Source organism: Marinithermofilum abyssi, assembly GCF_014641195.1.
Classification (GTDB): Bacteria; Bacillota; Bacilli; order Thermoactinomycetales; family DSM-45169; genus Marinithermofilum; species Marinithermofilum abyssi.
Window position 1 is genome coordinate 1 of record NZ_BMHQ01000017.1, and the last position, 23752, is coordinate 23752.

Annotated in this window: 26 protein-coding genes; 7 read left to right on the plus strand and 19 right to left on the minus strand. The window is 47.3% G+C overall.

Features of this window, described 5'->3' with window-relative positions:
• The 3 genes from IEW70_RS16355 to IEW70_RS16365 form a co-directional block, all read left to right on the plus strand.
• The coding region (locus tag IEW70_RS16355) for a DUF3231 family protein (protein ID WP_188648991.1) at positions 1-203 on the plus strand (203 nt) is incomplete at its 5' end.
• 23 nt (positions 204-226) lie between these two features.
• Positions 227-529: a WGxxGxxG family protein gene (locus tag IEW70_RS18310; protein ID WP_444543247.1), complete on the plus strand. Its 303-nt coding sequence runs from the start codon at positions 227-229 to the stop codon at positions 527-529.
• 31 nt (positions 530-560) lie between these two features.
• Positions 561-1007, plus strand: a complete 447-nt coding sequence (locus IEW70_RS16365) for a serine hydrolase (protein WP_229752044.1) — start codon at positions 561-563, stop codon at positions 1005-1007.
• A gap of 785 nt (positions 1008-1792) precedes the next feature.
• Here IEW70_RS16365 and IEW70_RS16370 read toward each other — a convergent pair.
• From IEW70_RS16370 to IEW70_RS16420, 11 genes are all read right to left on the minus strand, one after another.
• Positions 1793-2404 (minus strand): histidine phosphatase family protein, encoded by a 612-nt coding sequence (locus IEW70_RS16370; RefSeq protein WP_188648993.1) that lies wholly within the window; start codon positions 2402-2404, stop codon positions 1793-1795.
• Entirely contained in the window at positions 2397-3872 is a 1476-nt protein-coding gene (locus tag IEW70_RS16375) for an FGGY-family carbohydrate kinase (RefSeq protein ID WP_188648994.1), read from the minus strand. The genes IEW70_RS16370 and IEW70_RS16375 overlap by 8 nt, the downstream gene beginning before the upstream one ends.
• A gap of 121 nt (positions 3873-3993) precedes the next feature.
• Positions 3994-4644: a class II aldolase/adducin family protein gene (locus tag IEW70_RS16380; protein ID WP_188648995.1), complete on the minus strand. Its 651-nt coding sequence runs from the start codon at positions 4642-4644 to the stop codon at positions 3994-3996.
• Positions 4596-5585 (minus strand): 1-phosphofructokinase family hexose kinase, encoded by a 990-nt coding sequence (locus tag IEW70_RS16385; protein WP_188648996.1) that lies wholly within the window; start codon positions 5583-5585, stop codon positions 4596-4598. Before IEW70_RS16385 ends, IEW70_RS16380 begins: the two co-directional genes overlap by 49 nt.
• A 42-nt stretch (positions 5586-5627) precedes the next feature.
• Complete coding sequence (locus tag IEW70_RS16390; RefSeq protein WP_188648997.1) at positions 5628-7010, minus strand: PTS galactitol transporter subunit IIC; 1383 nt, start codon at positions 7008-7010, stop codon at positions 5628-5630.
• A 27-nt stretch (positions 7011-7037) separates the two neighbouring features.
• Positions 7038-7313, minus strand: coding sequence for a PTS sugar transporter subunit IIB (locus IEW70_RS16395; RefSeq protein ID WP_188648998.1), 276 nt, complete (start codon positions 7311-7313; stop codon positions 7038-7040).
• On the minus strand, positions 7310-7798 hold the full coding sequence (locus IEW70_RS16400; RefSeq protein WP_188648999.1) for a PTS sugar transporter subunit IIA: 489 nt from the start codon (positions 7796-7798) through the stop codon (positions 7310-7312). Before IEW70_RS16400 ends, IEW70_RS16395 begins: the two co-directional genes overlap by 4 nt.
• Before the next feature lie 79 nt (positions 7799-7877).
• On the minus strand, positions 7878-9725 hold the full coding sequence (locus tag IEW70_RS16405) for a BglG family transcription antiterminator (RefSeq protein WP_188649000.1): 1848 nt from the start codon (positions 9723-9725) through the stop codon (positions 7878-7880).
• A 402-nt stretch (positions 9726-10127) separates the two neighbouring features.
• Entirely contained in the window at positions 10128-11561 is a 1434-nt protein-coding gene (locus tag IEW70_RS16410; protein WP_188649001.1) for an amidase, read from the minus strand.
• Between the two features lie 350 nt (positions 11562-11911).
• Positions 11912-12598, minus strand: coding sequence for an alpha/beta fold hydrolase (locus IEW70_RS16415; RefSeq protein WP_188649002.1), 687 nt, complete (start codon positions 12596-12598; stop codon positions 11912-11914).
• Positions 12599-12685: 87 nt separating this feature from the next.
• Positions 12686-13582 carry a DUF1002 domain-containing protein gene (locus IEW70_RS16420; RefSeq protein WP_188649003.1) on the minus strand — a complete coding sequence of 299 codons (897 nt, stop codon included), beginning with the start codon at positions 13580-13582 and terminating at the stop codon, positions 12686-12688.
• Positions 13583-13659: 77 nt separating this feature from the next.
• Here IEW70_RS16420 and IEW70_RS16425 point away from each other — a divergent pair, with 77 nt between their 5' ends.
• A complete protein-coding gene (locus tag IEW70_RS16425) occupies positions 13660-13977 on the plus strand; it encodes a helix-turn-helix domain-containing protein (protein ID WP_188649004.1) in 318 nt (105 codons plus the stop codon).
• Between the two features lie 135 nt (positions 13978-14112).
• Here IEW70_RS16425 and IEW70_RS16430 read toward each other — a convergent pair whose 3' ends face one another.
• The 7 genes from IEW70_RS16430 to IEW70_RS18685 form a co-directional block, all read right to left on the minus strand.
• Entirely contained in the window at positions 14113-15645 is a 1533-nt protein-coding gene (locus IEW70_RS16430; protein WP_229752045.1) for a tripartite tricarboxylate transporter permease, read from the minus strand.
• A 29-nt stretch (positions 15646-15674) separates the two neighbouring features.
• Positions 15675-16169, minus strand: a complete 495-nt coding sequence (locus IEW70_RS16435; protein ID WP_188649005.1) for a tripartite tricarboxylate transporter TctB family protein — start codon at positions 16167-16169, stop codon at positions 15675-15677.
• Between the two features lie 33 nt (positions 16170-16202).
• Complete coding sequence (locus IEW70_RS16440; protein ID WP_188649006.1) at positions 16203-17219, minus strand: tripartite tricarboxylate transporter substrate binding protein; 1017 nt, start codon at positions 17217-17219, stop codon at positions 16203-16205.
• 45 nt (positions 17220-17264) lie between these two features.
• The gene (locus IEW70_RS17955) at positions 17265-17702 is read right to left on the minus strand and encodes a hydroxymethylglutaryl-CoA lyase-like TIM-barrel protein (RefSeq protein ID WP_373285991.1); all 438 of its coding nucleotides are present in this window, start codon (positions 17700-17702) and stop codon (positions 17265-17267) included.
• A 1-nt stretch (position 17703) separates the two neighbouring features.
• Positions 17704-18210: a hydroxymethylglutaryl-CoA lyase-like TIM-barrel protein gene (locus IEW70_RS17960; RefSeq protein WP_229752047.1), complete on the minus strand. Its 507-nt coding sequence runs from the start codon at positions 18208-18210 to the stop codon at positions 17704-17706.
• On the minus strand, positions 18210-19412 hold the full coding sequence (locus IEW70_RS16450; protein WP_188649007.1) for a CaiB/BaiF CoA transferase family protein: 1203 nt from the start codon (positions 19410-19412) through the stop codon (positions 18210-18212). The genes IEW70_RS17960 and IEW70_RS16450 overlap by 1 nt, the downstream gene beginning before the upstream one ends.
• A 577-nt stretch (positions 19413-19989) precedes the next feature.
• Complete coding sequence (locus IEW70_RS18685) at positions 19990-20310, minus strand: citrate synthase family protein (protein WP_229752048.1); 321 nt, start codon at positions 20308-20310, stop codon at positions 19990-19992.
• 298 nt (positions 20311-20608) lie between these two features.
• Here IEW70_RS18685 and IEW70_RS17970 point away from each other — a divergent pair, with 298 nt between their 5' ends.
• From IEW70_RS17970 to IEW70_RS16470, 3 genes are all read left to right on the plus strand, one after another.
• A complete protein-coding gene (locus IEW70_RS17970) occupies positions 20609-20755 on the plus strand; it encodes a response regulator (protein ID WP_229752050.1) in 147 nt (48 codons plus the stop codon).
• Between the two features lie 122 nt (positions 20756-20877).
• Positions 20878-21297: a helix-turn-helix transcriptional regulator gene (locus tag IEW70_RS17975; protein ID WP_229752051.1), complete on the plus strand. Its 420-nt coding sequence runs from the start codon at positions 20878-20880 to the stop codon at positions 21295-21297.
• A 590-nt stretch (positions 21298-21887) separates the two neighbouring features.
• Entirely contained in the window at positions 21888-23453 is a 1566-nt protein-coding gene (locus IEW70_RS16470; protein WP_188649008.1) for a class I adenylate-forming enzyme family protein, read from the plus strand.
• On the opposite strand, the gene IEW70_RS18740 is transcribed toward IEW70_RS16470, so the two are convergent.
• The gene (locus IEW70_RS18740) at positions 23395-23676 is read right to left on the minus strand and encodes a DUF6485 family protein (protein ID WP_505712061.1); all 282 of its coding nucleotides are present in this window, start codon (positions 23674-23676) and stop codon (positions 23395-23397) included. The two genes, IEW70_RS16470 and IEW70_RS18740, sit on opposite strands and share 59 nt — an antisense overlap.
• Between the last annotated feature and the right edge of the window lie 76 nt (positions 23677-23752).

A 23752-nucleotide genomic window follows, 5' to 3' on the forward strand; every position in this document is an offset into this window, starting at 1 on the left:
TTTCTAAGGATTATGCCATGGGGCTTGTGACGTGCAGTCAGATCATGGGGCAATGTACCCGAGAAGACATTGCCATGATGTTCGGTGCTTTCCATATGAAAAAAGCACAATATGCTGGGCAGCTCCTCAAAATGAACAAAGAAAAAGGTTGGCTGGTTCTTCCTCCTATGCAAGTGAAACACCAAGAACCAGTCCAAAGCTAGGGGGAAACTCAATGAAAAAGTGGATGGCAATGCTGGTTGTAGCCACTATTCTTACATTAGGTATGCAAGCTGTTACCACAGTTCCTTCCGTTTCGGCCGCGATGGCTGTTAACAACAATGATAATAACCGAGGTAACAACATGATTAACACTGCTACCGATGATGACAATGATACCGATTGGGGTTGGATTGGACTGGCAGGATTNATAAGGTTTCAAGGCGCCCTTTTGGGCGCCATTCAAAGCAATCATCTTATATTCGAACAGATCAAACCCTCTGTGCAAAAAGCCCTCGGGAATTTCAGCCGGGGCTTTTGCACATTTTAACTGCCAGGCGCGTAAGCGACTGGGCGAAGTGATGGCTGAGCGTATTTTTGCCCCCCTGGGCATGACCGACATCGGATTCACTCTAACGCCATCGATGATGGAACGCCGCGCAACTATCCACGATCGTGCCGAGGACGGTAAGATCACGCCACTCCCGGACCTCATCCTGCCACAACCTCCCGAAATGGACATGGGAGGACACGGTTTGTATGCCAGCATTGGTGAGTACTTAAAGTTTATCCAGATGATCCTGAATGAAGGTGCGGGCACAAATGGTCGTGTACTCAAACCGGAAACGGTCGCGCAAATGAGTCAGAACGTGAAGATCGGCGGCTGGATCTCGTCCAATCCATCGTTAGCTAACCACGGTGAGTTCTACCCTGGCGTGCAAAAGTCGTGGGCTTATACATTCCAGGGACGAGAATCCCACCCCCACAGGTCGGCCAGCAGGCCAATGGATGTGGGCGGGGTTGGCTAACCTGTTCTACTGGATCGACCGCGAGAACGGCATTGGTGGATTTTGGGCTTCTCAAATCTTCCCATTTCAAGATGTGGCTTCGTACTTTGGCTTCATGGAGTTCGAGTCAGCGATCTACCGTACGTTGGAGCGGTTAGGTCACTTGGGAAGAACGGAGGAATCAATCCCCCGTTGATTTCGGCGGGGAATTTGTCTTAAAGGGGTAATATCAGCGTAGCTGTCACCAGGGGCAAAGTGGTTTCCATTTATATGTAACTCACTCGCTATAGTGGCAATACAAACATTACAGGTGTACCGCCCCTCCTTCCGATAGCCGGACATACGAAAGTAGGAAAAATAAATTTGATCCATTGGTTGATTGTTTAAGGGGCTAGTGTTTTGTACGATAAGGGAGGGAGCACTCCTATCACCCTAAAGTGGATTCGAATTCTGTAAAGTGAAAAAGCCCTTGAAACCCACGTATTCTGTAAAGAAAAAACAGCCTTTTTCGGCTGTTTACTTTACAGAAATCATATTCGGTAAAGTAAATGGGCATTAAAAAAAGCCACTCTCTTCCAGATGACCCTAAATTTCATGAATCGTTACTATACCCCAAGAGATTAGTGAGCATTAAGAATCCATGTATCCCAAGAGGAGGTTCATGCCGACGATGGTGAGGGCCAGCACAATCATCAATGTAAATAACAAAAAATGAACCGAAAGAACAATTGCTTCAAGAGATTCATCCATCAGCCGTGTGGAGTCTCAAAGCTTGGTTGGTCTTTTTCTATCTTCCCTTCACTGGGTCATTCCAAATGCGTATTCAGATTGATTTTTAAAAATTTTATAGATTCTCTATCCTTCTCAAACACAGTGATTCCGGTATTATCTTGATGGATCCTTCTGTAATTCCTAAAAGGCATTCCGAGCGATCCAGCAATAAAGATACGGTTAACCGTATTATGAGCGACGACGAGAATAGTTTGACCTTTATGTATATCCGCGATTTCGTCGAAGAAAGCTTTCATTCTGTTATAGATTTGTTCAGCTGTTTCTCCGATCCTCCCTGCCTGTGCAGTTCCCGGATCGTTCAACCATCCCTCCCATGATTCGGGATCTTCTTCAATAAACTGCTTTTTTGTTTTCCCTTCCCAGAGACCGAAATCCGCTTCGATAATCTGCTCGTCCATTGCAACAGACAGTTGGTGCTTCTTTGCAATGATTCTTGCTGTTTCATAGGCTCGAGATAAGGGAGAAGCATACGCCGCAGCAAACGGTACTTTTTCTAAAAACACAGCAGCCAATTCCGCCTGTTTTCTTCCATTATGGGAAAGTTCAATATCCGTTCGACCACAATATCGGTTGTCTAATGCATTCCATTCAGTTTCTCCATGACGCAATAAATAAATCTTAGCCAACAACATTACCCCCTTTCGATAAATAGCCTTTTTCTTGAAGTATCTCGATAAAACGATAGTAGTTTTCGTCGTATTTCCAAATAAGCTGTTTCGAAGGTTCAAATTGTTTTTCACAAAAAGTTAATGCTTTTCCGGCCTCGCTTATACTTGAAAAGCTTGTTTGCGAAGCTGCGAGAATTGCCGCGCCAACGGCACCCATCGTATGTTTCATTTTATAGATCGGCTTTTGCAATACACTACTTCGGATGGTTAACCAGACATTACTATTACTAGCGCCACCTGCTGTGAAAACAGCGTTAACCTGTTCACCCGAAAGCTCTTCAATCATTTCATAGGCATAACGTTCGAGATACGCGACTCCTTCCATCTTAGCGGCAAAAGCCTCCGCTTTTGAAAGCCCCTTCGGTTCAAAACCTCTTGCCTGCTGTGCGATGAAAGGAAAGCGTTCCCCTTCTTGCTGCAACGGATAGGAAATAAAAGAAGTCGGGATGATGCCTTCTGCCTGTTTGTTTAACTCTCTCAGATTGTCGTTTCCAAATTCCTTAGTAACCCAATCGGCTCCTGTATTGCTCGCTCCACCCGGCATCCAGAATCCTTCCGGATGGCGATGATTGTAAATCCTTCCAAAAGGGTCAACTACTTTATTCTTAGTCACACCTTTTATTACAAGGGTTGTACCGATCGTCGTGTTCCAGTCGCCGAGATGTATCGCCCCTGAAGCGATTTGAGAAGCACAACCGTCCGTCATGCCGGCAACGATGATCATTGTTTTGGGCAAGCCTGTTTTCTCGGCTACTTCCGGTAAAATCCGGTCTATGGGTGTTCCAGACGGGTGAACGTCAGGGAACCAGCTCTTAGAAAATTCCAACTTTTTAAATAAATAATCAGGCCAGCATAAGTTTGAAAGATCATAGCCGGTTTTAAGGGCATTGGTATAGTCCGTTACACCCCATACGCCACTTAGCTTTGCTAAAATAAAATCGGCGGCATGAGCCCAGCGATTAATTTTTTCTGCTTTTTCAGGGTAATGATTCATAAACCATAGAATCTTTGGCAAACCACTTGAAGTGTTAAAATCTTTGTAGCCTTCCCCGCTTTCGTAGGAAGCAACATTTCGGCAAACCTCTGCTTCCAGACTGGAACGTTTGTCACTGTACATGATCGCGCCATGAAGCGGTTGATTGTTACTGTCCAACGGGATCATCGTACCGGACGTTGACGTTACGGACAAGGCTTTGATGGCATCAAGTTTTCCAACTGTTCGGAGCTGATGTGCCAGATCTCCCATCGCATACAAGAGGACGTCCCACCATTTTTCAGGAGACTGTTCCTGTCTCGCTTGCTCATCCAGTTCGTATTTTTCTTCTCGTGAGCCCACAAGATTTCCGGACTGGTCAACTGCTACGACCCGAATACCCTGTGTTCCGATATCTGCTCCCAAAAAAATCGGCGTTTTTGTACCGTGCACTAGATTTCACCTCCATTAGAAGAAGCAAGCCCGGGAGGGATCTAAACAAACCAACCCCTCAACGGGCTTTTTCATGCCGTCAGGAATAACTAAACCAATTCGTAACCGTTTTGTCCATGCCCTACTCTTCCAAGTTATAACTTAAGGAGCTAGCATGATTGGTATGCTTAACAGTACCTGTCAATTCAAACAACTTTGCTTGAATATTCACGTAGGCGTTGTATTCAATTCTCTCTAACATGTCGTACGCCTTGCGAAGGGTCTTATCGATCACTACAATCCCATGCTCACATAGTAATGTGGCTACAGGGATGTCACCTGCTCGACTTCTTAGATAAGAATTTACACGGTCCGCTAACTCTTTACTGGTAGCCGGGGCAAACTCAAGCGTACGTATCTCTCCAAGCTTCCGTGTGGCTTCGCACATATGAGGCATCTCGATCCCTAAAGAAGCGAACACCATGGATTCCTTCGGATGGGCGTGTATGACTGCACCTGCGTCTGGCATGGCATCATAGGCCGCCATATGCATATTAAATTCACGGGTAAGTTTTCCGTCTCCCTCTATAATGTTCCCATTTGAATCCACAACTAGGATTTCTTCCGGTTTCAAGCGGCAAAATTTTTGTTGCGACATGAGGGAAGGCGTCATAATAAACCTTGAATCGCTCATCTTTACGCTAATGTTGCCCCCGGCCGCATTGGTCAAAAATCGATCGAACATCATCCTTGCGACTTCGCACACGTCTTTACGCTTTTCCAAGTACAACACACGCTCTCCCTCCTCATCATCCGCACTTGTTTTTCAAGTTGTCTCGTCTGTTCCAATGAAAAAGTTGAGCTGGATGTATGAGTGGCTTTAGAGGCGCTCAATGCTGTCGCAAAACGAAGGGACTCTTCGAGATCCGTTTTCCTGCTCAACATGGTAACGATGCCCCCAACAAAGACATCTCCACAACCGGTATCATTTCTCGCTTCGATGGATGGGGCGACTACTTGAAAAACCTCCCCACTGTGCCCCACCAGACTGCCTCGTTCTCCAAGGGAAACGATGACATACTTAATGCCCTTCGCCATCAATCGCTCTATTTCACTCGTGTATTCATCTACTGTATTCAGCGTCTTACCTACCAGTTGTTGAAATTCAAATTCGTTTGGCTTGATCAGATACGGACGCAACGGAATGGCTGTTTCTAGATACGGTCCACTCGTATCTACCACCAATCGACCTCCGTTATCGACCACGCACTTAAGCAATTCACGATAATCATCCAGAGAAAAACCTTCAAGGGGACTCCCGGCAAACACTACCCAGTCCCCCGGCTGAATTTGCTGGTTCAGTTTTTGATGCAGCCGCCGGATCGATTCCATAGCAGGTTGAAACCCCGGTTCGGTAATCATCAAGCTTCCTTCACCCGTACTGTCCAACAGCACCAATGTTTCGCGGAGGGTTGCGTTTTTCTGAACCACAAAGTCGCAATTAACTCCTTTTCGTTCGAGCAGTTGAATGAATGGATCCTTCTTGTTTTCCCCTACAAATCCCGTAGCGATATTAGGGATATTCAATGTTGACAAAACCAGGGACACATGGGTCCCCTTGCCGCCAACATCATATTCTATACCGCATACTCGATTGTTCTTTTTGCGCTCGATCTTTCCCTTGATGTGAAGGATCCGATCGAGCGCGGTATTCAGCGTAACCGTATAAATCATCTTTCCAAAACCTTTCCTGAAGTGGGAAAGAACCGGGAGACATCATACAGACATGTGATGACTCGTTCCGTCGAGTTCCGTTGAAAGCTGATCCGCACGCTTTTGCATGCCCTTGTAATACCAGTAGAACAGCCCCAACCATCCAATGGCCAAAACCAAGCCGAGGAACTCCCCGTGAACGATGTTGGACGCTTGAGCGAATAGATAACGAAAGTCGGGCAATTCAATCGAACTCCACGATAAAAACTGGCCATCTTTCACATTGATCACATGGGTGTCCTTCGCCAAGTTGGTAATGGTGGGTGCGAAGAAAGTCGCTACATACAGGAAAACCGGTGTCGTCAGCACGCCGAGCACGATCATACGCAACAGATTTCCACCAGTCACAATAAGGGCTGGTACAGCCAGCGAGAGATTGATGATCCCTCCAAAGGGTAGAATGTTGTTTCCGGGAAGGATGACTGCCCATAACAAGGTAATAGGGACCCAAATGATCATCGCCACCCATAATTCATTGCAGCCTGCCATAAACGGCCAATCCAACCCGATGTATAGCTGACGATCGGAGTACTTTCGTTTCATATAATCGGAGATGGAATCGGACAGTGGAGCAAGTGCTTCCATGAACAAGCGGGCCACCATGGGAAACAGCGTCAAGGCTGCTGCCGCTTGCACTCCCAGAATGAGAATTTTTTGCGGCGGATATTGGGCAAAAGTTCCGATCAGGACTCCAATGATGAACCCCATCACATGATTTTCCGCGAATATTCCGAGCTTTTGTTTTAGCCAGTTGGCGTCGATGTGTTTATTGAAGAACGGAATATAATCCAGTAGGCGGTTAATGGGATACAGAAACACATTGAAAAGAGTCATCCCATGGGTACAAGTGACGCCGCGGATTTGTGTCAATTTCTGAATTTGTTTCTGGTTGACATCTCCCATTTTCAGTTCGAGCACTACCTGAATGGCTGCGATCAAAAAGGCCAACGGGATATTACCGGACACCCCGATCACGAGAACCGCGGTAAAAATCTTCCCCCACACGTTCCACAAATCCACGTTGAGTGTATTCGTTTGTTTCAAAGCCAACATAAGGAGGTTGATCAGGATCTGAACAGGAAACATCAAAAAGGCCAGCGGCCATGCCCATGCGAGAGTGGACATGGGGGTCCAGCCCCCATCAATCGCATTCAAGTTGATGCCGCTGTTCTTGACGAATTCTTGTGCCGCCGGACTGATGGAATCCATCATGAAACCGACGACCATATTCATTCCGATGAAAGCCAATCCCAGTGTTAACGCAGATGAAAAAGCATCTCTCAATTTCATGCGGACAATCAAACCCACGATGATCATAATCAACGGAACAAAGACAGGAGCACCAAGGTCCAATACAAATTGAATCGCGTTTTTAAGCACTTCCATATTGGAACCTCCTTTTGATAAGATCGATTATTTTAATGCTTGGATGATCTTTTCCAGCTCTGCATCCATACCAACGCCCGTTAGAAAAGGAATTCCGCTGCAGACGGTAACGGGATATTCCTTGTCTGGCTTCGTAATCGATACATACACGTCACAGTTTTTGATGTGTCGATCCAGGGATTTGATATCGACGGCATCTACCTGCGCCGGTATGCCTCGTTTCTGCAACAGATTTTTGAGTTTGGAAGAGACCATTTGACTCGTCGCCACGCCGGAACCACACGCGACAATCACTCTTTTCATACACTCAACCCCTTTTCAGAGATATTTTCTTCCAACAAACGCATGATGACCTCGACGTCGTGTTCCTTTAGCAATCGATCCATCACCTGTTGTTTCACAAACAGATCAACCAGGCTCTGCAGCAACTCCACTTGATCTGCAGATTGTTTCAAACCGAGTACAAAGACGAGTCGGGCATCAACCACTTGATCGTGGGTGGCCATTTCTATAAACTGAATCGATTGTTTGGGGCGAACCATCGCGATAAAGGGGGTTTTGATGTGTTTCAGGTCTGTATGCGGAATCGCCACATGATATGGAAGGATACGTAACCCGGTGGGATATTTTCTTTCTCTCTCCAGAACGGCTTCTCGAAAAGTCTCTTTGACAAACCCTTTTTCCCACAAAGAGCGGGAAAGCTTCTCCAGCAGATCCTCTCGGTCAGCATAAACCACGTCGGTGAAAATCAATTCCCTATGAAAAAAGTGACTGAAAATTGGTCCCACCTCTTTTTCTCGAAATGGACATCTTCATTCCCCGCGTCATTTGATCTATCAGCTGACTTCGCTCAATTTTGAATATTTTTCAACCAAATGAAGGATACTCTCTTTTTTTTCCGGCTTGTATGATTTGAGTCACATTGACTGGATCCGACACGAGTTGATTCAACTGCATGAGCGCTTTGAGATGCTGTTTCCGATCAACGGCTGCAATCACGATCACTACATTTACTGTCAACCCTTTGGCAAATGCCACCCCTTCTTTCATGCACAACATGCTCATCGTCAATCGGGAAACCCCGTCTTCCGGTCTGGCATGGGGAAGGGCAACTCTGGGTGCAATCACGATATAGGGTTGGGATGGGTCGTACATGCGAATCATAGCGTCAACGTAACCGGGATCGATCGACCCCATGTCGATCAAGGGTGTCGAAGCCAGATGAATGGCATCTTGCCAGGTAGAAACGCCTTTGTGTATCAAGATGGTCTCGCTGGTCAACAGATCGGCCAAATCGGGTTTTTTCCTGTTTCGATCTTCAAGGATATAGGGAGATGATTTTATCTGAAAAAAGCGTTTGAGCGAAGTTTTCAAGGTTGATTTGTTCTCAATCGCAGCATGCTGTTGAATCACCCCGATCAATTGTTCCAGATCGATTTGCATCGGATTGAATCCCAGCAATTCTTGCGAGACATGCATTCTCAAGCGGCGTTTTTCCTCATCCAAGAGCAGCGGTTTGACAAGAAACCATTTTTTGTTCGTATTGAGAAACACCGTGGAAAATACCAGATCGTAATCCAGTTCATAGTCGGCAAATTCCCGAACGGAAATGGCATCCAGGAATATAAACTCGGGAAAAAGTTCACGCAGCGTTTCCAGCAATAACTTGGAAACAGATATCCCATTCGAACACACCACAAGCGCTTTCCATCTTTCCGATAGCGAATCCCCCTGTTTTTGCAACCAACCTCCGATCAGCATGGTTATGTAAGCGCATTCACTTTCCGGTATATCTTTTTTCAGAAGCGCCTTGAATGAGTGAATCGATTTTTTAACCAAATGATGTAATTCGCCATGTTCTTTTACAACGACATCCAACAGCGGATTTTTGACGGGAAATCCATATTGGATGCGGTAATAGGCCGGCCGCAGGTGAAATAACATCCGCTCAATCAGATGTTCCTTTTCGTGGAAGGTGATACAGGCCAATTGCTCAAATGTTTGCAGCATCTGATCAATCGCCTCCGTCAATCGAGCCGTTTGCTCATCCTCGGCGGGAGCGGCCGACAGCAGATTGGAAGACAACAGTTGCAACGCGATAAAAAGAAGTTCGGGTTCGCCCGAATCATCCTGACCGAACAGCTCTTTGGCAATCTGATATTCCCGTGTCTCTCGAATCTCCTGATGGTCGAGCTCATGACGTTGAAGAATCTGTCCTCTTTTGATCCTTCTCTTTAGAAGGGCAAAGATATGAGGCAATTCCTCCAGCATTTCATCGGTGAATTGTACTTGCAGATGTTTTTCCGCTTGTTCCATTCTTTTTTGCATAAGCTTTACCTCATCTGATGACAGCTCCGTCACGGAGAACAACCACGCTTTCCCGTTGGGCAACTGCAAAACTTCCCGTACCAGTTTGACCAGCCAGTTTCGTTTCTCCATTTCCCGGCCGTGAAGATCATACCCGTCACGCCGGGTATATGCCAAATGTAGATCGCTCCCCTTCAACATCTCCTTGATATTTTTCAGATCCAGCAAAACCGTGTTGCGACTCACTTGGAGAGCGCTGGATAAGTGGAAAAGGGAGATTTCGTTCCGTCGGCCGAGCAGCATCAGCAAAATGAGCTTGCACCGCTCCTTTTCAGAGGGAACATAATCGATCATACTTGATGCAACCATGAACTCTGGAAACGATTGACTGACGATGGGATCGGCCATCACCCCCGATTGACCGTTTTTTTGAATCACGGGGAGATGATTTGCGGTGAGCCAATCGTTGATCCTTTTTGAGACTGTAGTTCGTCTGCTGTCGAGTCAAAGCAAATTTTCTCTGCAATTCAGAAATTTTGATTCCTGGTGACATCAGGATTTCTTCGAGGAGCTTGGTGCTGCGGTCATCAAGTATCATCTGACCCCTCCTTTCTTATCTCTATCTTATCGAATGGGCCTGACATTTTGTATGCGTTTTCATCCTGATTTTTCATCATGGGTATATACATGATTGTGATGAGGCCCCCTCCCGCCAACGGAAACACCCGTGGTGTATCATCTTTTGAATGGATAAGTTCCTATAGGGAAACAAAAAATCCCCGCCACTTATGTAGCGGCGGGAGTTCTTTTTTAGATTGTCTTCTTGAACGTTTCCAACCGATTCTCAAGGCCCAACGCTTGTTCAAACGCATGCCCGAACCGGTACAGGGTTGCCTCATCGAACGGCCTGCCGATGAACTGCAGACCGACTGGAAGCCCGGTGTCTGAATAGCCGCAGGGGACAGTCAGGCTTGGAAAGCCGTTGACGTTGGTAGGCCCGGGAAGACGGATGAGTGCCCAGCGGATGTGCTGTCCTTCGTATCCCGGCAGATCCAGTTCTCTTTGGCCGATGTCGGGCGCCAGGATGGGAAGAGACGGCGTAACAAGTACGCTTACATTCTCCATTGCCTTCTGGAACGATTGAACCGCGACATGCCGCATCTGCTGGGCTCTCGCATATTCATAGGCCTTGATGTCCGCCCCTAACAGCAATCTCTCTTTTACCTCTTCATCCCACTGATCCGGGTATCCTTCTCTTCTTTCTTTGTGAATCGCATAGGCATCACTTTTCAGAACGAGTTGCTGTGACTGGGAGATTTCTTCCAGGCGGTCAATCTCCAATTCGCGAACCTCTGCTCCCAACTCCCGCAGAAGGTTCAACGAACCACTCACCTTCTCTGCAACCACAGGATCCAGGTGATCAAAATAGAAGTTGGTCGGAACACCGACAACCGCCCCTTCGATTCCTTCTTCCAACCTCCGGGTGAAGTCTTCCTGCTCCGTTTTGACAGAGTAAGGGTCTTTTTCGTCATACCCGGATAATACATTGAGCATCAACGCGTTATCTCTCACTGTTCTGGTCATCGGACCCACATGATCGAGCGTCCATGAAAGAGGGAACACCCCATATTTGCTGACGCGCCCGAAAGTCGGTTTCATTCCGACAATCCCGCACAACGTTGCAGGAATACGGATCGAACCGGATGTATCCGTGCCCAGCGCTCCATAGTTCAAATAAGCGGCAACAGAAGCGCCCGAGCCGCTGCTCGACCCTCCCGTGATTTTTGTAGGATCGAGCGGATTCCTGGCGGGACCGAAGTAGGAACGGTCCCCAGTGGGACCGTACGCAAATTGGTGGGTGTTCAACTTCCCGATTATGATCGCGCCTGCTTGTTCCAGCTTTTCCACCACGGTAGCATCGCAATCCGGTATATAATCCTTGAAGATTTCTGATCCCATGGTTGTTCGTGCATTCTTTGTGTTGATGATATCCTTTAAACCGATTGGAACTCCGTGTAGCGGACCTCTATAATTTCCTCCCATGATTTCCGTTTCCGTTTTTTTAGTCGCTTCCCTTGCTGTCTCTTCCATTACCGTAATATAAGAGTTGTAAGTTTGATCGATTTCATGGATGCGGTTCAGCAGTTTCTCTGTTACTTCAACAGGAGAAATTCTTTTTGCCTTGATTTCACCCGCCAACGCTGACAGACTCCAAAACAAACATTCGTAACTATCTACCCCCATAGGAACACCTCATCGCTAAACAATATTTGGATTTTATTCGTCCACCCAGACATTTTATTCAGATCCAATAGGTCCGACATGTGAAGAATTATTGGCCCAAGGAACTGTGCAACTTCATGTATGTCATATGAATTTATCAGTGCAACAATGTATAGCCATGTTATTCAACGATTGCTTCCGAATAAAAAAACATCGCAATTTTTATAAAAGGGCGTTTAGAAAATGTAGGCGCAGTCCCTAGTCACTGGCAGCGAACTTATATCGAGTGATCTGGCACATTCCCGTGCACCTGTTCTCATCCCGCTCTTCCAAGACTTCGGGGCGGATCACTCACTTTGGCCGATCGCCTGTTACATATCTACAACGCTTTTCACCATCTCTTGCATCCGTTTCACCACCCTGACAGGGTCGTTAACCAGATGAAAGTGATTTCCCTCAATATGCTCACATGGCCACCCTCTTTCCCGAGCTTTGGCTGCCTGGGAATTATAGACCGGGCTGAAATGAAGATAGCCGCAAGGGGCATCCGGCCAGCCCTGGAAACAGGGAACCCTTTCCTCGTATACCGCCAGCGGCAAGGGCTTTAACTCTCTTGCCACCATCCGGCGACGGGAGGAATCGGCGATCACTCCATTCAAGTCTTCCTCCGTCCAAGGTGGCAGCAGACCGTTTATTGCTGCTTGGCGAAAAGCTTCCGCCTCGTCCGGAGTGTCAAACAGCTCCAACCGGCTTTTCCCCTTTTCGGGCAGCAGGGCATCGACAAAGAGATATCTTTTGACCGGGTGGGGAAGTTTCTTTGCTATGGCAGGCAGCAATACCCCTCCCCCGCTGTGAGCAGCCAACACCACCGGCTGCTCTTCCATTCCCATGCAAGCTTGAAACACGGTGGAGACATGCCGTTCCCAGTAAGCCTCCCCTTGGGCTGACGGGTTGTGAAGATCCGGCACCCTGACCTCCTCACCGACTTCACGCAGTACCTCTGCCGCCGGTTCCCACACCGCAGGTCCCGTTAAAGGGCTGTGAATCAACAACCACATCTCGTTACCTCCTTTCCCTGTGGAATATTCGATCAGCAAACAAAAAAATCCCGCAGAGGATTAACCCCCGCGGGATTTTGTTATCTGTTATTTGCTGGTCGCTCCCATAATGCTGTTCCACAGCTCTTTCAGCCATGCCAGCAGTTGGTCGAAGAATCCTTGTGCTTCTTCGGAGTTCAGGACTTTGTCCAGTTGACCTTTCAAGTCATTCAGCTGGCTGCCGAGGGCATCCCAGTCAATATTGAGCTGGGAGAACTTGTACATCACATTGGTAATATTATTGATATCCTGGTCGTTCAAGTTAACGTTGAGATCACCGGCCACATTCACAACGATATCGCGCACTTCTTGTTCCGTTTGAGGCTGTTGCTTGGCGATTTCTTCTTTCACTTGGGTCATAAAAGCGGCCGCTTTGTCTTTGTCACCGATCTTTTGACCAAGCTGGGAGGTTTGCAGCATTTCATCATTGGCCACTTGACGCTGCTCCTGACTGATCTGGTGATTGGACGCCTTCTCAAACGCCATCATGATCCCAGTCAGAGCGGCCGTCCCTGTCACCGGCTTCGGCGAAGTGACATACACATCGGCATCCTTTACGCCGGCTGTCAGCAACGCGTTGGCGTACATTTGTTCTGTCACCTGGGTAACGTTGTTTGCTTTTACCTTAATCCCGCTGCCGGACCCGGTCAGCGTAATGCGGGCGGAAGAATAGGCTTTGTTGTCTCCGCCAACCGAAGCATTTCCCGATCCTTTGCCGAGATACTGCTGGATATCGGCGATGCTCACATTGATCGTTTCCGCATTGGAATCGGCACCCATCTCTTGCAACAGAGACTGGCGCTCCTGCTGGGTCAGGTCCGCCCCCAGCGTCACCACCGTTTTTCCGCCGCCTGTCACCGCATCTGCGGAAGCCGTCTGCGGCAGCACTGCAGCAAACAAAAAGAGACCGATAAGTGCAAACAGGCTCCATTTTTTCAAGTTCACTAAGAAAACCCCCTTTTATTCTTTCACTTCCTTAACAACGGGAGTGGGGAACAGAAAGTTTCCGCAGGTTGCGGATGGTGGATTTCACCAAGGAATTGGCCAACCTCATAGGGATCAGCCATGTTGCTCTCAGCAAACTGGAAAACTGTCAAACGAAACCCAAGCTAAGAACCTTGCGTCTTCTATCTCAAGTCTTTGATGTTCCCATTGCCTATCTAGGTTGTTTCGAGTCTCTTCCTGAGTATTCCTTCGGCCAACGACTGACGAAGGCTCGCCTATATCACGCGATGACCCATAAAGAGATGGCCGACACTTTGGGTGTTCATGAGAAAAGTGTGAAACTGTGGCAAGATGGGTTGATTAAACCCTCTTCGGAGCATATGGAGAAATTGTAAGAATATCTAACCATACTGAAAGCCGGCGACTGATGTTCGCCGGCTTCTACATCCCGTAAGCTTACCTATTGCTTTATCCTAAACACTTTGCCTCTACACCCTGAAGCCAAATGTCACAAGATGACACCGACGAGTTTAACCCCTGATACCTAGGCGATGGGGCGGGACCCCTTTTTGACGCCACTTTTTTATCAATAAGACAATGTTAGGAACGATGACTACTAAAACAATCAGAATAATTAGCGCAAGTGAAATGGGTCTTTCGAAAAAGATGAACAGATCCCCATTCGAAATACTCATAGATCTCCGGAAATTCTGCTCTAACAAAGGGCCCAAAACAAGTGCCATAACAGCTGGTGCTAGCGGAATATTGGATTGCTGCATCAAATATCCTACAATGCCAAATATTAACAACATGAACAGATCAAACTGGTTAAAATTTAATGCATAAACTCCTATTACCGAAAAAGCCAAAACGCCAACAAATAGGGGTACCGTCGGTAGCTTTAAGATAGATGCAAAAACCCCAACTAATGGCAAATTTAATAAAAGAAGTATAACGTTCCCTATATACATACTGGCAATAATCGCCCAAATCAGTGTAGAATTTGTTTCGAACATCCCCGGACCTGGTTGTAAACCGTACATCATAAAGATAAACAAGAGCAGCGCCGTTGTGGCAGATCCAGGAATTCCTAACGTAAACAACGGAACTAAAGCCCCGCCGACCCCTGCATTATTCGCAGATTCTGGTCCAGAAACTCCTTCAATTGCCCCCTTCCCAAATTTTTCGGGATGTTTTGATAAACGGCGTTCCATCGCGTACGACAAAAAAGAGGCAAGAGACGGGCCGATACCGGGAAGGGCCCCAATTAAAAAACCTAAAACCGAGCCCCGTCCGTACGGTCCGATAGACTTCCGCCAGTCATCTCGCGTCATCCATAATGATCCTTGTATTTTTTGGACATCCGTTTTGTATTCATTACCTTTTTTCGCCATATTCGAAAGCGCTTCAGGCACCGCAAACATAGCAATGGCAAAAAGAACAAAGTCAATACCGTCAAGCAGATTGGTATTTCCAAAGGTAAATCGATTAACACCAGATTGTGGATCGATTCCGACTGTCGCAATAGCAAGACCTAATAAGGTGGATATATATCCTTTCAAAACAGAACCCGTTGTTAAACTGGATATCATAGACAGAGAAAGGACCATTAAAAGGAAATATTCAGCAGCTCCAAAATAGTAGGCCCCCTTTGCAATGATTGGGGATAGAAACATCAGCCCAATAATCGAAAAGGTTCCTGCAATGAATGATCCGATCGCAGCGGTTGAAAGGGCGGGTCCCGCTCTTCCTTGTTTCGCCATCTCGTATCCGTCCAACGTTGTGATAATCGAAGCCACCTCACCCGGTGTCCTTATCAAAATCGACGTCGTTGATCCGCCATACATTGAACCGTAATATACCCCGGTTAACATAATTAGGCCGGTCATAGGCTCTAATCCAAATGAAAACGGGATCAATAGCGCAATCGCTGTAATAGGTCCAATACCAGGGAGAACACCTACCAATGTCCCAATAAATACTCCCATTAGGCAAAATCCTAGGTTTTGCAAACTAAGCGCGTGTTCAAATCCCGTGATAAGTTTGAGAAAAATATCACCCAAGACTATTACCTCCTACTCTCTAAAAAAAGTTACGTTGGCAAATTAACTGCTAATAAGTAATTAAACACCAGATATACAATAATGGGAAAAAGAATGGCGTAAATGAGATTACGTATCCATTGTTTTCTTTCCAGATACATTGTTAGACTTGCGATAAATATTGCGGTTGAGATTATATAACCAAGTGGAATAAATAAAATAATGTAAACAAGAATCAGCAGCAAAATGACAATAAGTTTACCGCGGTCCTGTTTTAGTAAATTATCATCATCAATTTCTTGATCATTTTCTTCGGATGCTTTTTCCGTCCCATTTATCCCTTTCACTGTTACAGTGCGGTTTTGAATTCCCCCCCGTATTAATAGTACGAGGGAGGCCAAAATCCACAGACTTCCGATAATAATCGGAAATAAATCAGGTTCTACTTGTGCCGATTTAAATGATGATGGAGGGATTTGAAATGCAAAAATGGTGTAAATCAAGGAAACTAGTAAAGATACTGAGCCAGCAGCAATATTATTCAAGGTACCACCCCTTCATGGCATGCATGTTGTCCCTTATTTAATTTCACCCGTTTTTTGAAGCCCTGTTTTTATGTCGCTGTTTGATTCATTAAGGTATTGTTGAAATTCTTCACCTTTCATGAAGGTTGTCTCCCATTGGTTTTTCTTAACGAAATCTTTCCATGTATCTGTTTTTAGTGCTTTATCGATTGTATCTTGCCAATAGGTTACGGCTTCTTTTGGCATGTCCGGCGGCCCCATTAACCCGCGCCAGTTACCAAATGTAACATCTACGCCTGCTTCGGAAGCCGTGGGAACGTCCTTAACGACACCGCCAAGTCTTTTCCCGCTTGTCACAGCGAGACCACGGAAATTCCCCGCCTCGACCTGACCTCTAAATTCACTGACACCCGAAACGGCTGCGTCCAAATCACCATTTAACAAGGCATTTGAAATCTCGCCGCCGCCCTCATAAGTGATGTAATTAATTTTCTGCGGGTTTCCTCCCTCTTCGTTCACTAATAACGCGAATGGCAAGCGGTCATCCCCCGACGCACCAATACTCACGGATTTCGGATTTTTCTTTACCGCATCGATGAGATCTTTTAGTGATTTGTACGGTGAGTCTTTAGGCACAACGACCATATAATATTCTGTTACAAGACGGGCAATCATCGTCACGTCTTTATAACTGTACTTAGAATCTCCGCGAAGATAATTAGACATGATAGGCGTAGATGTAATACTGACTGAATAGGCATCCCCTTTGTCCTGTGTAGCTAGTTGAGACAGTGAAACGGCACCTGTTGCCCCAGGTTCGTTCACAACTTGCAATGGAAAATCTATTAATCTTTCTTTTTCCAATGTTGTGTTCAATGCTCTGGCTGTGACATCCCACCCACTCCCAGGCGCTGCAGGGGCAATAAGAGTGACAGGCCTTCCCTTTGAATAAAAGTCGTTTGCACCATTGCCTGAGCTTGGTGAAGAGGCGCTACTGCAAGCACTTAGAACTAAAGTCATGGCCATTACAATAAAAAATAGTATACGGCCTTTCACACTATTATCTTTCATTTGTACCATCCTCACATTTAATTTTTTTTATTAGCTCCCGAGAAGCTAGTCCCCCACTTTGTGTTGTGCTGCCGGTGCCGCATGAAGCTGATCAGCTATTCCAGCCCTCAAGACGGTGCTCTCTAGCGGATGGTTAACAAGCTGACGTACGTCATCAGCTATAGCTAACATTTCAGTCAGGTTAATACCATTTTGAATGCCCATTAAATCGAGCATGTGGATCAGATCCTCGCTTGACACATTCCCCGTTGCACCTGGAGCATAAGGGCATCCGCCAAGTCCACCTATTGAAGCGTCGAAGGATCGAACTCCTGCCTGTATGCCTGCCATCACATTTGCCAGCGCCATTCCTCGGGTGTTGTGCAGATGGAGATTAAATTCAACATCCGGGAAGCGGTCTTGCAATTGTGTCATTGTCTCATAGACAAGGCGCGGGTCAGCGACTCCGACCGTATCCGCTACACTCAATGAACGAATCCCCATGTTATAATACGCTTCCGCTACTTTTAGAACTTGTCCAAAGGGGGCCTTCGAATGGGCAGCCAAGTGCTGTCGCCATTCCCCCTCGTACCTTGACACCGTTTTTATCTGCCAATTCCATTACCTTTTTGTGACCTTTCAGGCTTTCGTTGACAGACTGGTTAGCATTCGCCCGATTATGTGATTCACTGACCGAAAGCATCAATTCCCATTCATCGGCTTCCATAGGAGCAGCACGTTCCGCTCCCCGTAAATTGGGAACCAAAACACTATAAGATACGCCTTGCCTGCGATCTATCTTTGCCATGACCTCCTCGGCATCCGTAAGCTGCGGGGCTGCCCTAGGATGAACGACCGACGTCACCTGAATCGCAGACACACCAGTCCGCGAGAGGGCATTAATGATTCTAATTTTCTCTTCAGTTGGAATAAACTGTTTCTCCATTTGAAATCCATCGCGCGGACCAACCTCTTTTACCTGAACAAAATCAGGAAGCTTTAACTTAGCCATTAAATGACCCCCTCCTTAATCAGACTGTTAATTTCGCTTTTTGAGAGTCCAAGATCTGTATAGATTTCTATATTGTGCTCCCCTAAAGTTGCCCCTGTCCTTATAATTGATCCAGGGGTTTTCGAAAATTTCGGCACAATCCCTGGGAGTTTCACCTTTCCAAGGGACGGGTGATCAACCTCTACAATTGCTTGTCGCGCCGCATACTGAGGATCTTGGAAAATATCATCTATACTATATATAGGTGATACAGGAACACCATTCTTATCACATAATTCCTGTATCTCCTGAGCTGTATAGTTGCTAAACCAATTAGAAACGATCTCCGTTACTTCGGAACGCCGCTTGACACGCTCATGATTCTTCGAATATCTTGGATCCGTTTTCATATCAGCCCTTCCCATTAATTCGGCGAGCCGGTAAAACGTGCGATCAGTACTTGCCGTTAAAACTAGCCATTTCTTATCGGCACTTTGAAAGGTCCCTACCGGAACAGCAGTAGAAAGTTCATTCCCGGCCCGTTCCCGAACCACACCTAACCTACTATATGCTGCTGTGTCGTTTTCTAACAATCGAAACATCGATTCATAGAGCGCAATATCTATGTTTTGTGGATCGCCATCATGTGCATCACGATGGTAGAGCGCAGCCATCGCCCCGAGTGCAGCAAAGATACCGGTAACATAGTCAGCAAGGGAAATCGGCGGAGATAACGGTGGGTGATTAGGGTAACCTGTTATTCCTGTATACCCGCTGAATGCCGTTGCCGAAGTGCCAAACCCCGCCTTTTTCTTGTATGGTCCGGTTTGGCCGTATCCGCTGACATGGACGATAATGAGGTTCGGGTTCGCCGCGCGCAAACGTTCTTCGTCAAGCCCCCAACGATCCAGTGTCCCCGGCCGAAAATTCTCGAACAAGAGATCCTGGTCTTTCAACAAACGCAAGAATATTTCTTGTCCCTTTTCCTTTCTTAAATCAAGGGTAATCGCACGTTTGTTTCTTGATATCGCTGCCCAAGGGAGAGATTCCTCTCCTTCCATCGGCGGAAATCCGCGGACGGGATCCCCTTTCCCTGGTAACTCTACTTTAAGAACCTCTGCACCGTAATCTCCGAGTAAAGACGCAGCGAACGGTGCCGCGTAGACCGTTGCAATATCGATGATACGTAATCCTGAAAGAGGGCCCTTACTGGAATCTTTCACACTTCCCACCTCCAGTTATATACGGGTGTCGATGAAGAGATATGCTAATCCCGGGGAAAGTAACCCTTGTCCCGGAGAGTCGATCACAACGAATCAGGAAGTTCAGGTGTTGGTGGTAGCTGCGACCAACCGCAAAGACATGCTGGATTCGGCGCTCCTGCTACCGGGGCGTTAAAACGCATACAATTTTACTGAGGGTGACGTTTCCCGATCTTCACGGATCCACTTTCCATCGATATAAAGACCTGCATCCGTTTTCATGATTCTCCAACCGTCTTTCCCATGCGACGGTGTAATGGCCCCCGGTATTGAACCAGGTCTTCCCTGTCGGGACAAGGTCCTTTGATCCGAACCCCGTTCATGTACTCCTCAAATGCGTGAGCGACAATGCCCATCCCTCTGGAAAGGGAGAAAACCCCTTTGGCCGCTTCCGCCGGGATGCCCAGTTCACACTGGATGGCAGCAGATACCCCTCGATATTCATTTTCCTATTTTTTAGTATTCGATGATGATTCTGAAATTACCTGCCCCGCCACTCTTTCGCACGGTAGAATAACGTCATCGCATTTTCCACTGCTCACCCGTGGATGTCTCCCAAAAGATTGATTCCAGTGAAGACGCAGGAGTTGAAGGAAATTCCGCACGTGGCGGCCATACGCGCTCGGGGACCGTGATCGGCTCCCACCACCAGGACGCTTTCCAAGAGGTGGGCTTTCCTCTCACTGATCCGTTCTCCGCATAATAAAAGATAAAGCATTTGGCTGTAGGTCAGATTGCCAATCAGATCCTCGATGGGATACCCACGGATATCGATCTGGTTTTTCGATATGCGGCTGTTCGATGTCATCCACCAAGCTTGACCGTCGGCGTATGCATCCAGAGCGCTTCTGCCTTCCATGGGATTACCTCACTTCCAAAAAACCAAGTTGTCGGGAAATCGTCATCGCTTCCCTTTTGACCAATAAGAGCAATCGCTCCACGGTCTCTGGTGTGAAACGGTGGGCAGGAGCTGAAACGGCAGGCTAGCATTCACTATACCGTTGATATCAAAGATCGGTGCGGCTACCGCCGCGGATCCCACTTCCCGTTCATCGATGCTGGAAGCACATTGAAACGACTGGATCTCGGGAAGTTTCTTACGTAGTGCTTCATACAACTACCTTACATCCATGAAGTGGAAACAAGCTCACCAAGGGATGTCCATCCTTAAGAATATCCGACCCAGCGTTCTCATTTTGGATTTGTCCCTGCCCGACATGGACGGTTTCGTACTGGGGAAAATGGCCCGTGAGCTGTACTCCCAATTGCCGGTGATCGTCCTTACACAGCTGAAGCTGTTCTAACTAGTGCAGCGGTGTATGAATGTCGGCTTTTCCGCTTATTTATTAAAACCCGTTCTAAAAAGCGAACTGCTGTCCATCTTCGATCGGTTGATGATCCATGAGTTGAGCAAAGAAGTGAAGAAATGATGTCCGAGACCGATTTTCTGGATAAAGTGAAAACCGATTATACCAATCCGATCGAAACGGCCATTCGGTATATTCAATTAAAATACCAAGAACCCATCACATTAAAAGAAGTGGCCAACCATGTCTATTTAAGCCCTTCCCACTTCAGCCGCCTGTTCAAATCGGAAACGGGGACTACATTCATCGAGTACCTCACCCGCTATCGTGTGGAAAAGTCGAAAGGACTGCTCAAAATCACGTCCCTTCCGATTGAAGTGATTTCTAATTACATGGGATTCATGAGCGCCAGTTACTTTTCCACTACATTTAAACGCTTGGAGGGTAAAACACCCAGCGAATATCGAAAATTATTTGACCACTTCACAAACGGATACCGCAAAAACCCGACGGAAGTACAAAATTTAGTAAGTGAATAACACCCCTATGGCATGTGTTTTGTGACAACTAAAATGGAAGGGAGAGCCTGGCCGAGTTGCTGCGGTGAAGGCTTTCAGTGAGGCAGATCAATCCCAAGTACCAAAGAGGAGTGTGAGCTGTTTTATTCAGCAACCTCTTTTTGCTGTCCCAAGATTCTATCAATAAAAAGACAGGCGTTTGCCCGTCTGATAAGCAAAGTAGGAGTCATTTAAGGAGTCCCCGTACCATTTCGGGTAAAATGTACTTTTAAACACAGTCAGTGCTAGCACCTGACACCCCGTATGTTAGCAGGAGGTACTTCGCTTTTTCAAAACGCCTTTTCTTTTGTTACAGGAATGCTAAGCGTGGAAATTTAACCCTGGTACTTGTAACGGATGATAAACTTTGAAGGGATATTCGAGTTTTGTCCATAATTAGTATATATTGTTTTGTTGCATTTGTTTGAATGATTTACATTCGCCGATCACATTAAACTGGTGGCTTGGGAATAGAGGCCCGCCACCGCATTCCATCAAAGTCGGCCCATCTTCGGAAAATGGCATTTTTTGTGTGAAACGTATTTTATCTCTTAAAGGAAGAGGGGAGACCCATGGATGTCTCTTTTCTACTAAGGAGAACCGTCCAGGACGCGCGGGCTGTCGACGGAGGGAAAACGGCCGTTCTGTTAGATAACGGCCCCTCGTGGACCTATGAGCAACTTCACGCGTTATCTGATTCATACGCAAACGCCTTGCGCAAGATGGGGGTAGGCAAAGGGGACTGGGTCGGGATTCTGTTGTACAACTGCCTAGAGTACTGGGCCGTTTATTTTGCAGCTGCAAAGCTTGGCGCCATTGCCGTTCGGTTGAATTTCAGGCTGTCGAGCGAAGAACTCGAGTATGCTTTGCAGGATTCGGACACCCATACCCTCTGTTTCGAAAGGGCATTCTTGGAGCGATTAACTTCCATCCGGGATTCTGTCCCTGTCAAGCACTACGTATGCCTTGCCCGAGAAGGTGACATTCCAGAATGGTGCCTTCCTTGGGATACCTTGGAGCACAACGAGCCTGTTCTGTCTGATCCTCCCTGGCTGTCAGGGAGCGAGGCTGTCATGCTGATGTACACATCAGGCACCACAGGGAGACCCAAAGGTGCCCTGTGGACCCACAACAACACCCTTTGGTTCGCCACTATCCAAGCCCTAAAGTGGAATCTACAGCCCTCCGACGTCTGTATGACGACTGGTCCCCTGTACCACGTCGGCGCTTTGGAAGACTTGGCATTGCCGGGCCTGCTGGTCGGAGCACAAGTCATCATCACCAAAAGTGGTGGCTTTGATATTCGGCGCGTTTTGAACGCCGTGGAGCATAACCGGGTGACCCATGTCTTCTTGTTCCCCTTTATGATCTACGAGATGTTGAATCTTCCGGATCTGGACGCCTACAAACTTGAACACCTGAAAGTCATTGTCTCAGGGGGCGACCCGGTCTTACCGTGGGCGATCGAACGGTTGCACGAGCAATTCCCCCACGTGGGGTTGGTTCAGGTCTACGGATTGACCGAAGGCACTCCGATCGCAGCGTGTCTCGATCCCGAAGACGTTTACCATAAGGGACACACTGTAGGCAAACCCATGCCGCTCACCGAAATCAAGATCGCTGACGATGACGGCCGATCCCTGGGGAAAAGAGAGGTGGGCGAAATCTGGATTAGAAGTCCCGTTGTCGCCCACGAGTACTGGCGTAAACCAGAGGCCACACGGGAGACCTTCGTCGACGGGTGGTGTCGTACCGGAGACTTGGGGCGCATCGACGAAGACGGTTATCTCATTATGGCCGGTCGCAAAAAAGACATGATCCGTAGTGGTGGTGAGAATATCTACCCGGCTGAATTGGAAAACGTGTTGATCCAGCATCCTAAGGTTCGCGACGTAGCGATCATCGGAGTGCCCGACCCCAAATACATTGAAACTGTGTGTGCCGTCATCGTGCCACAGCCCGGCTCGGATCTGAGTGAACAGGAGATTCTCGACTACTGCAAATCGCGTTTGGCGGGGTATAAAAAGCCGAGGTATGTGGTTTTCGTCAACGAACTGCCTCGCACTCCGTCTGGGAAAATTATGAAATACCGCCTGCGGGATACCTACCGGAGCTTGGGGGCACAACCGGAAGCTTGAAAGCGGGTGCCCCTATCTTGTTTACATTGTATGAAGGCGTTGAGGCAGACGTCCTCGTAACCTCCAATCCCGGCTGCCTCCTCCAAATGCAGCTCGGTATTCGCCGGGCCGGACTGGAAGACCGTATGCACGCTGTCCACCTGATCGACCTGCTGGCAGAGTCGGTAGAGCAAGGATGGGATGCGCAAGCGGAGAAATGAAGAGGATCACCTATGGAAGTTATCCTTTATTTACCCTGTATCGGATAAATAGGAAAGAACCCAGCGAGCCCTTCTGTTGCCACTGGGTTCTTTTGATTT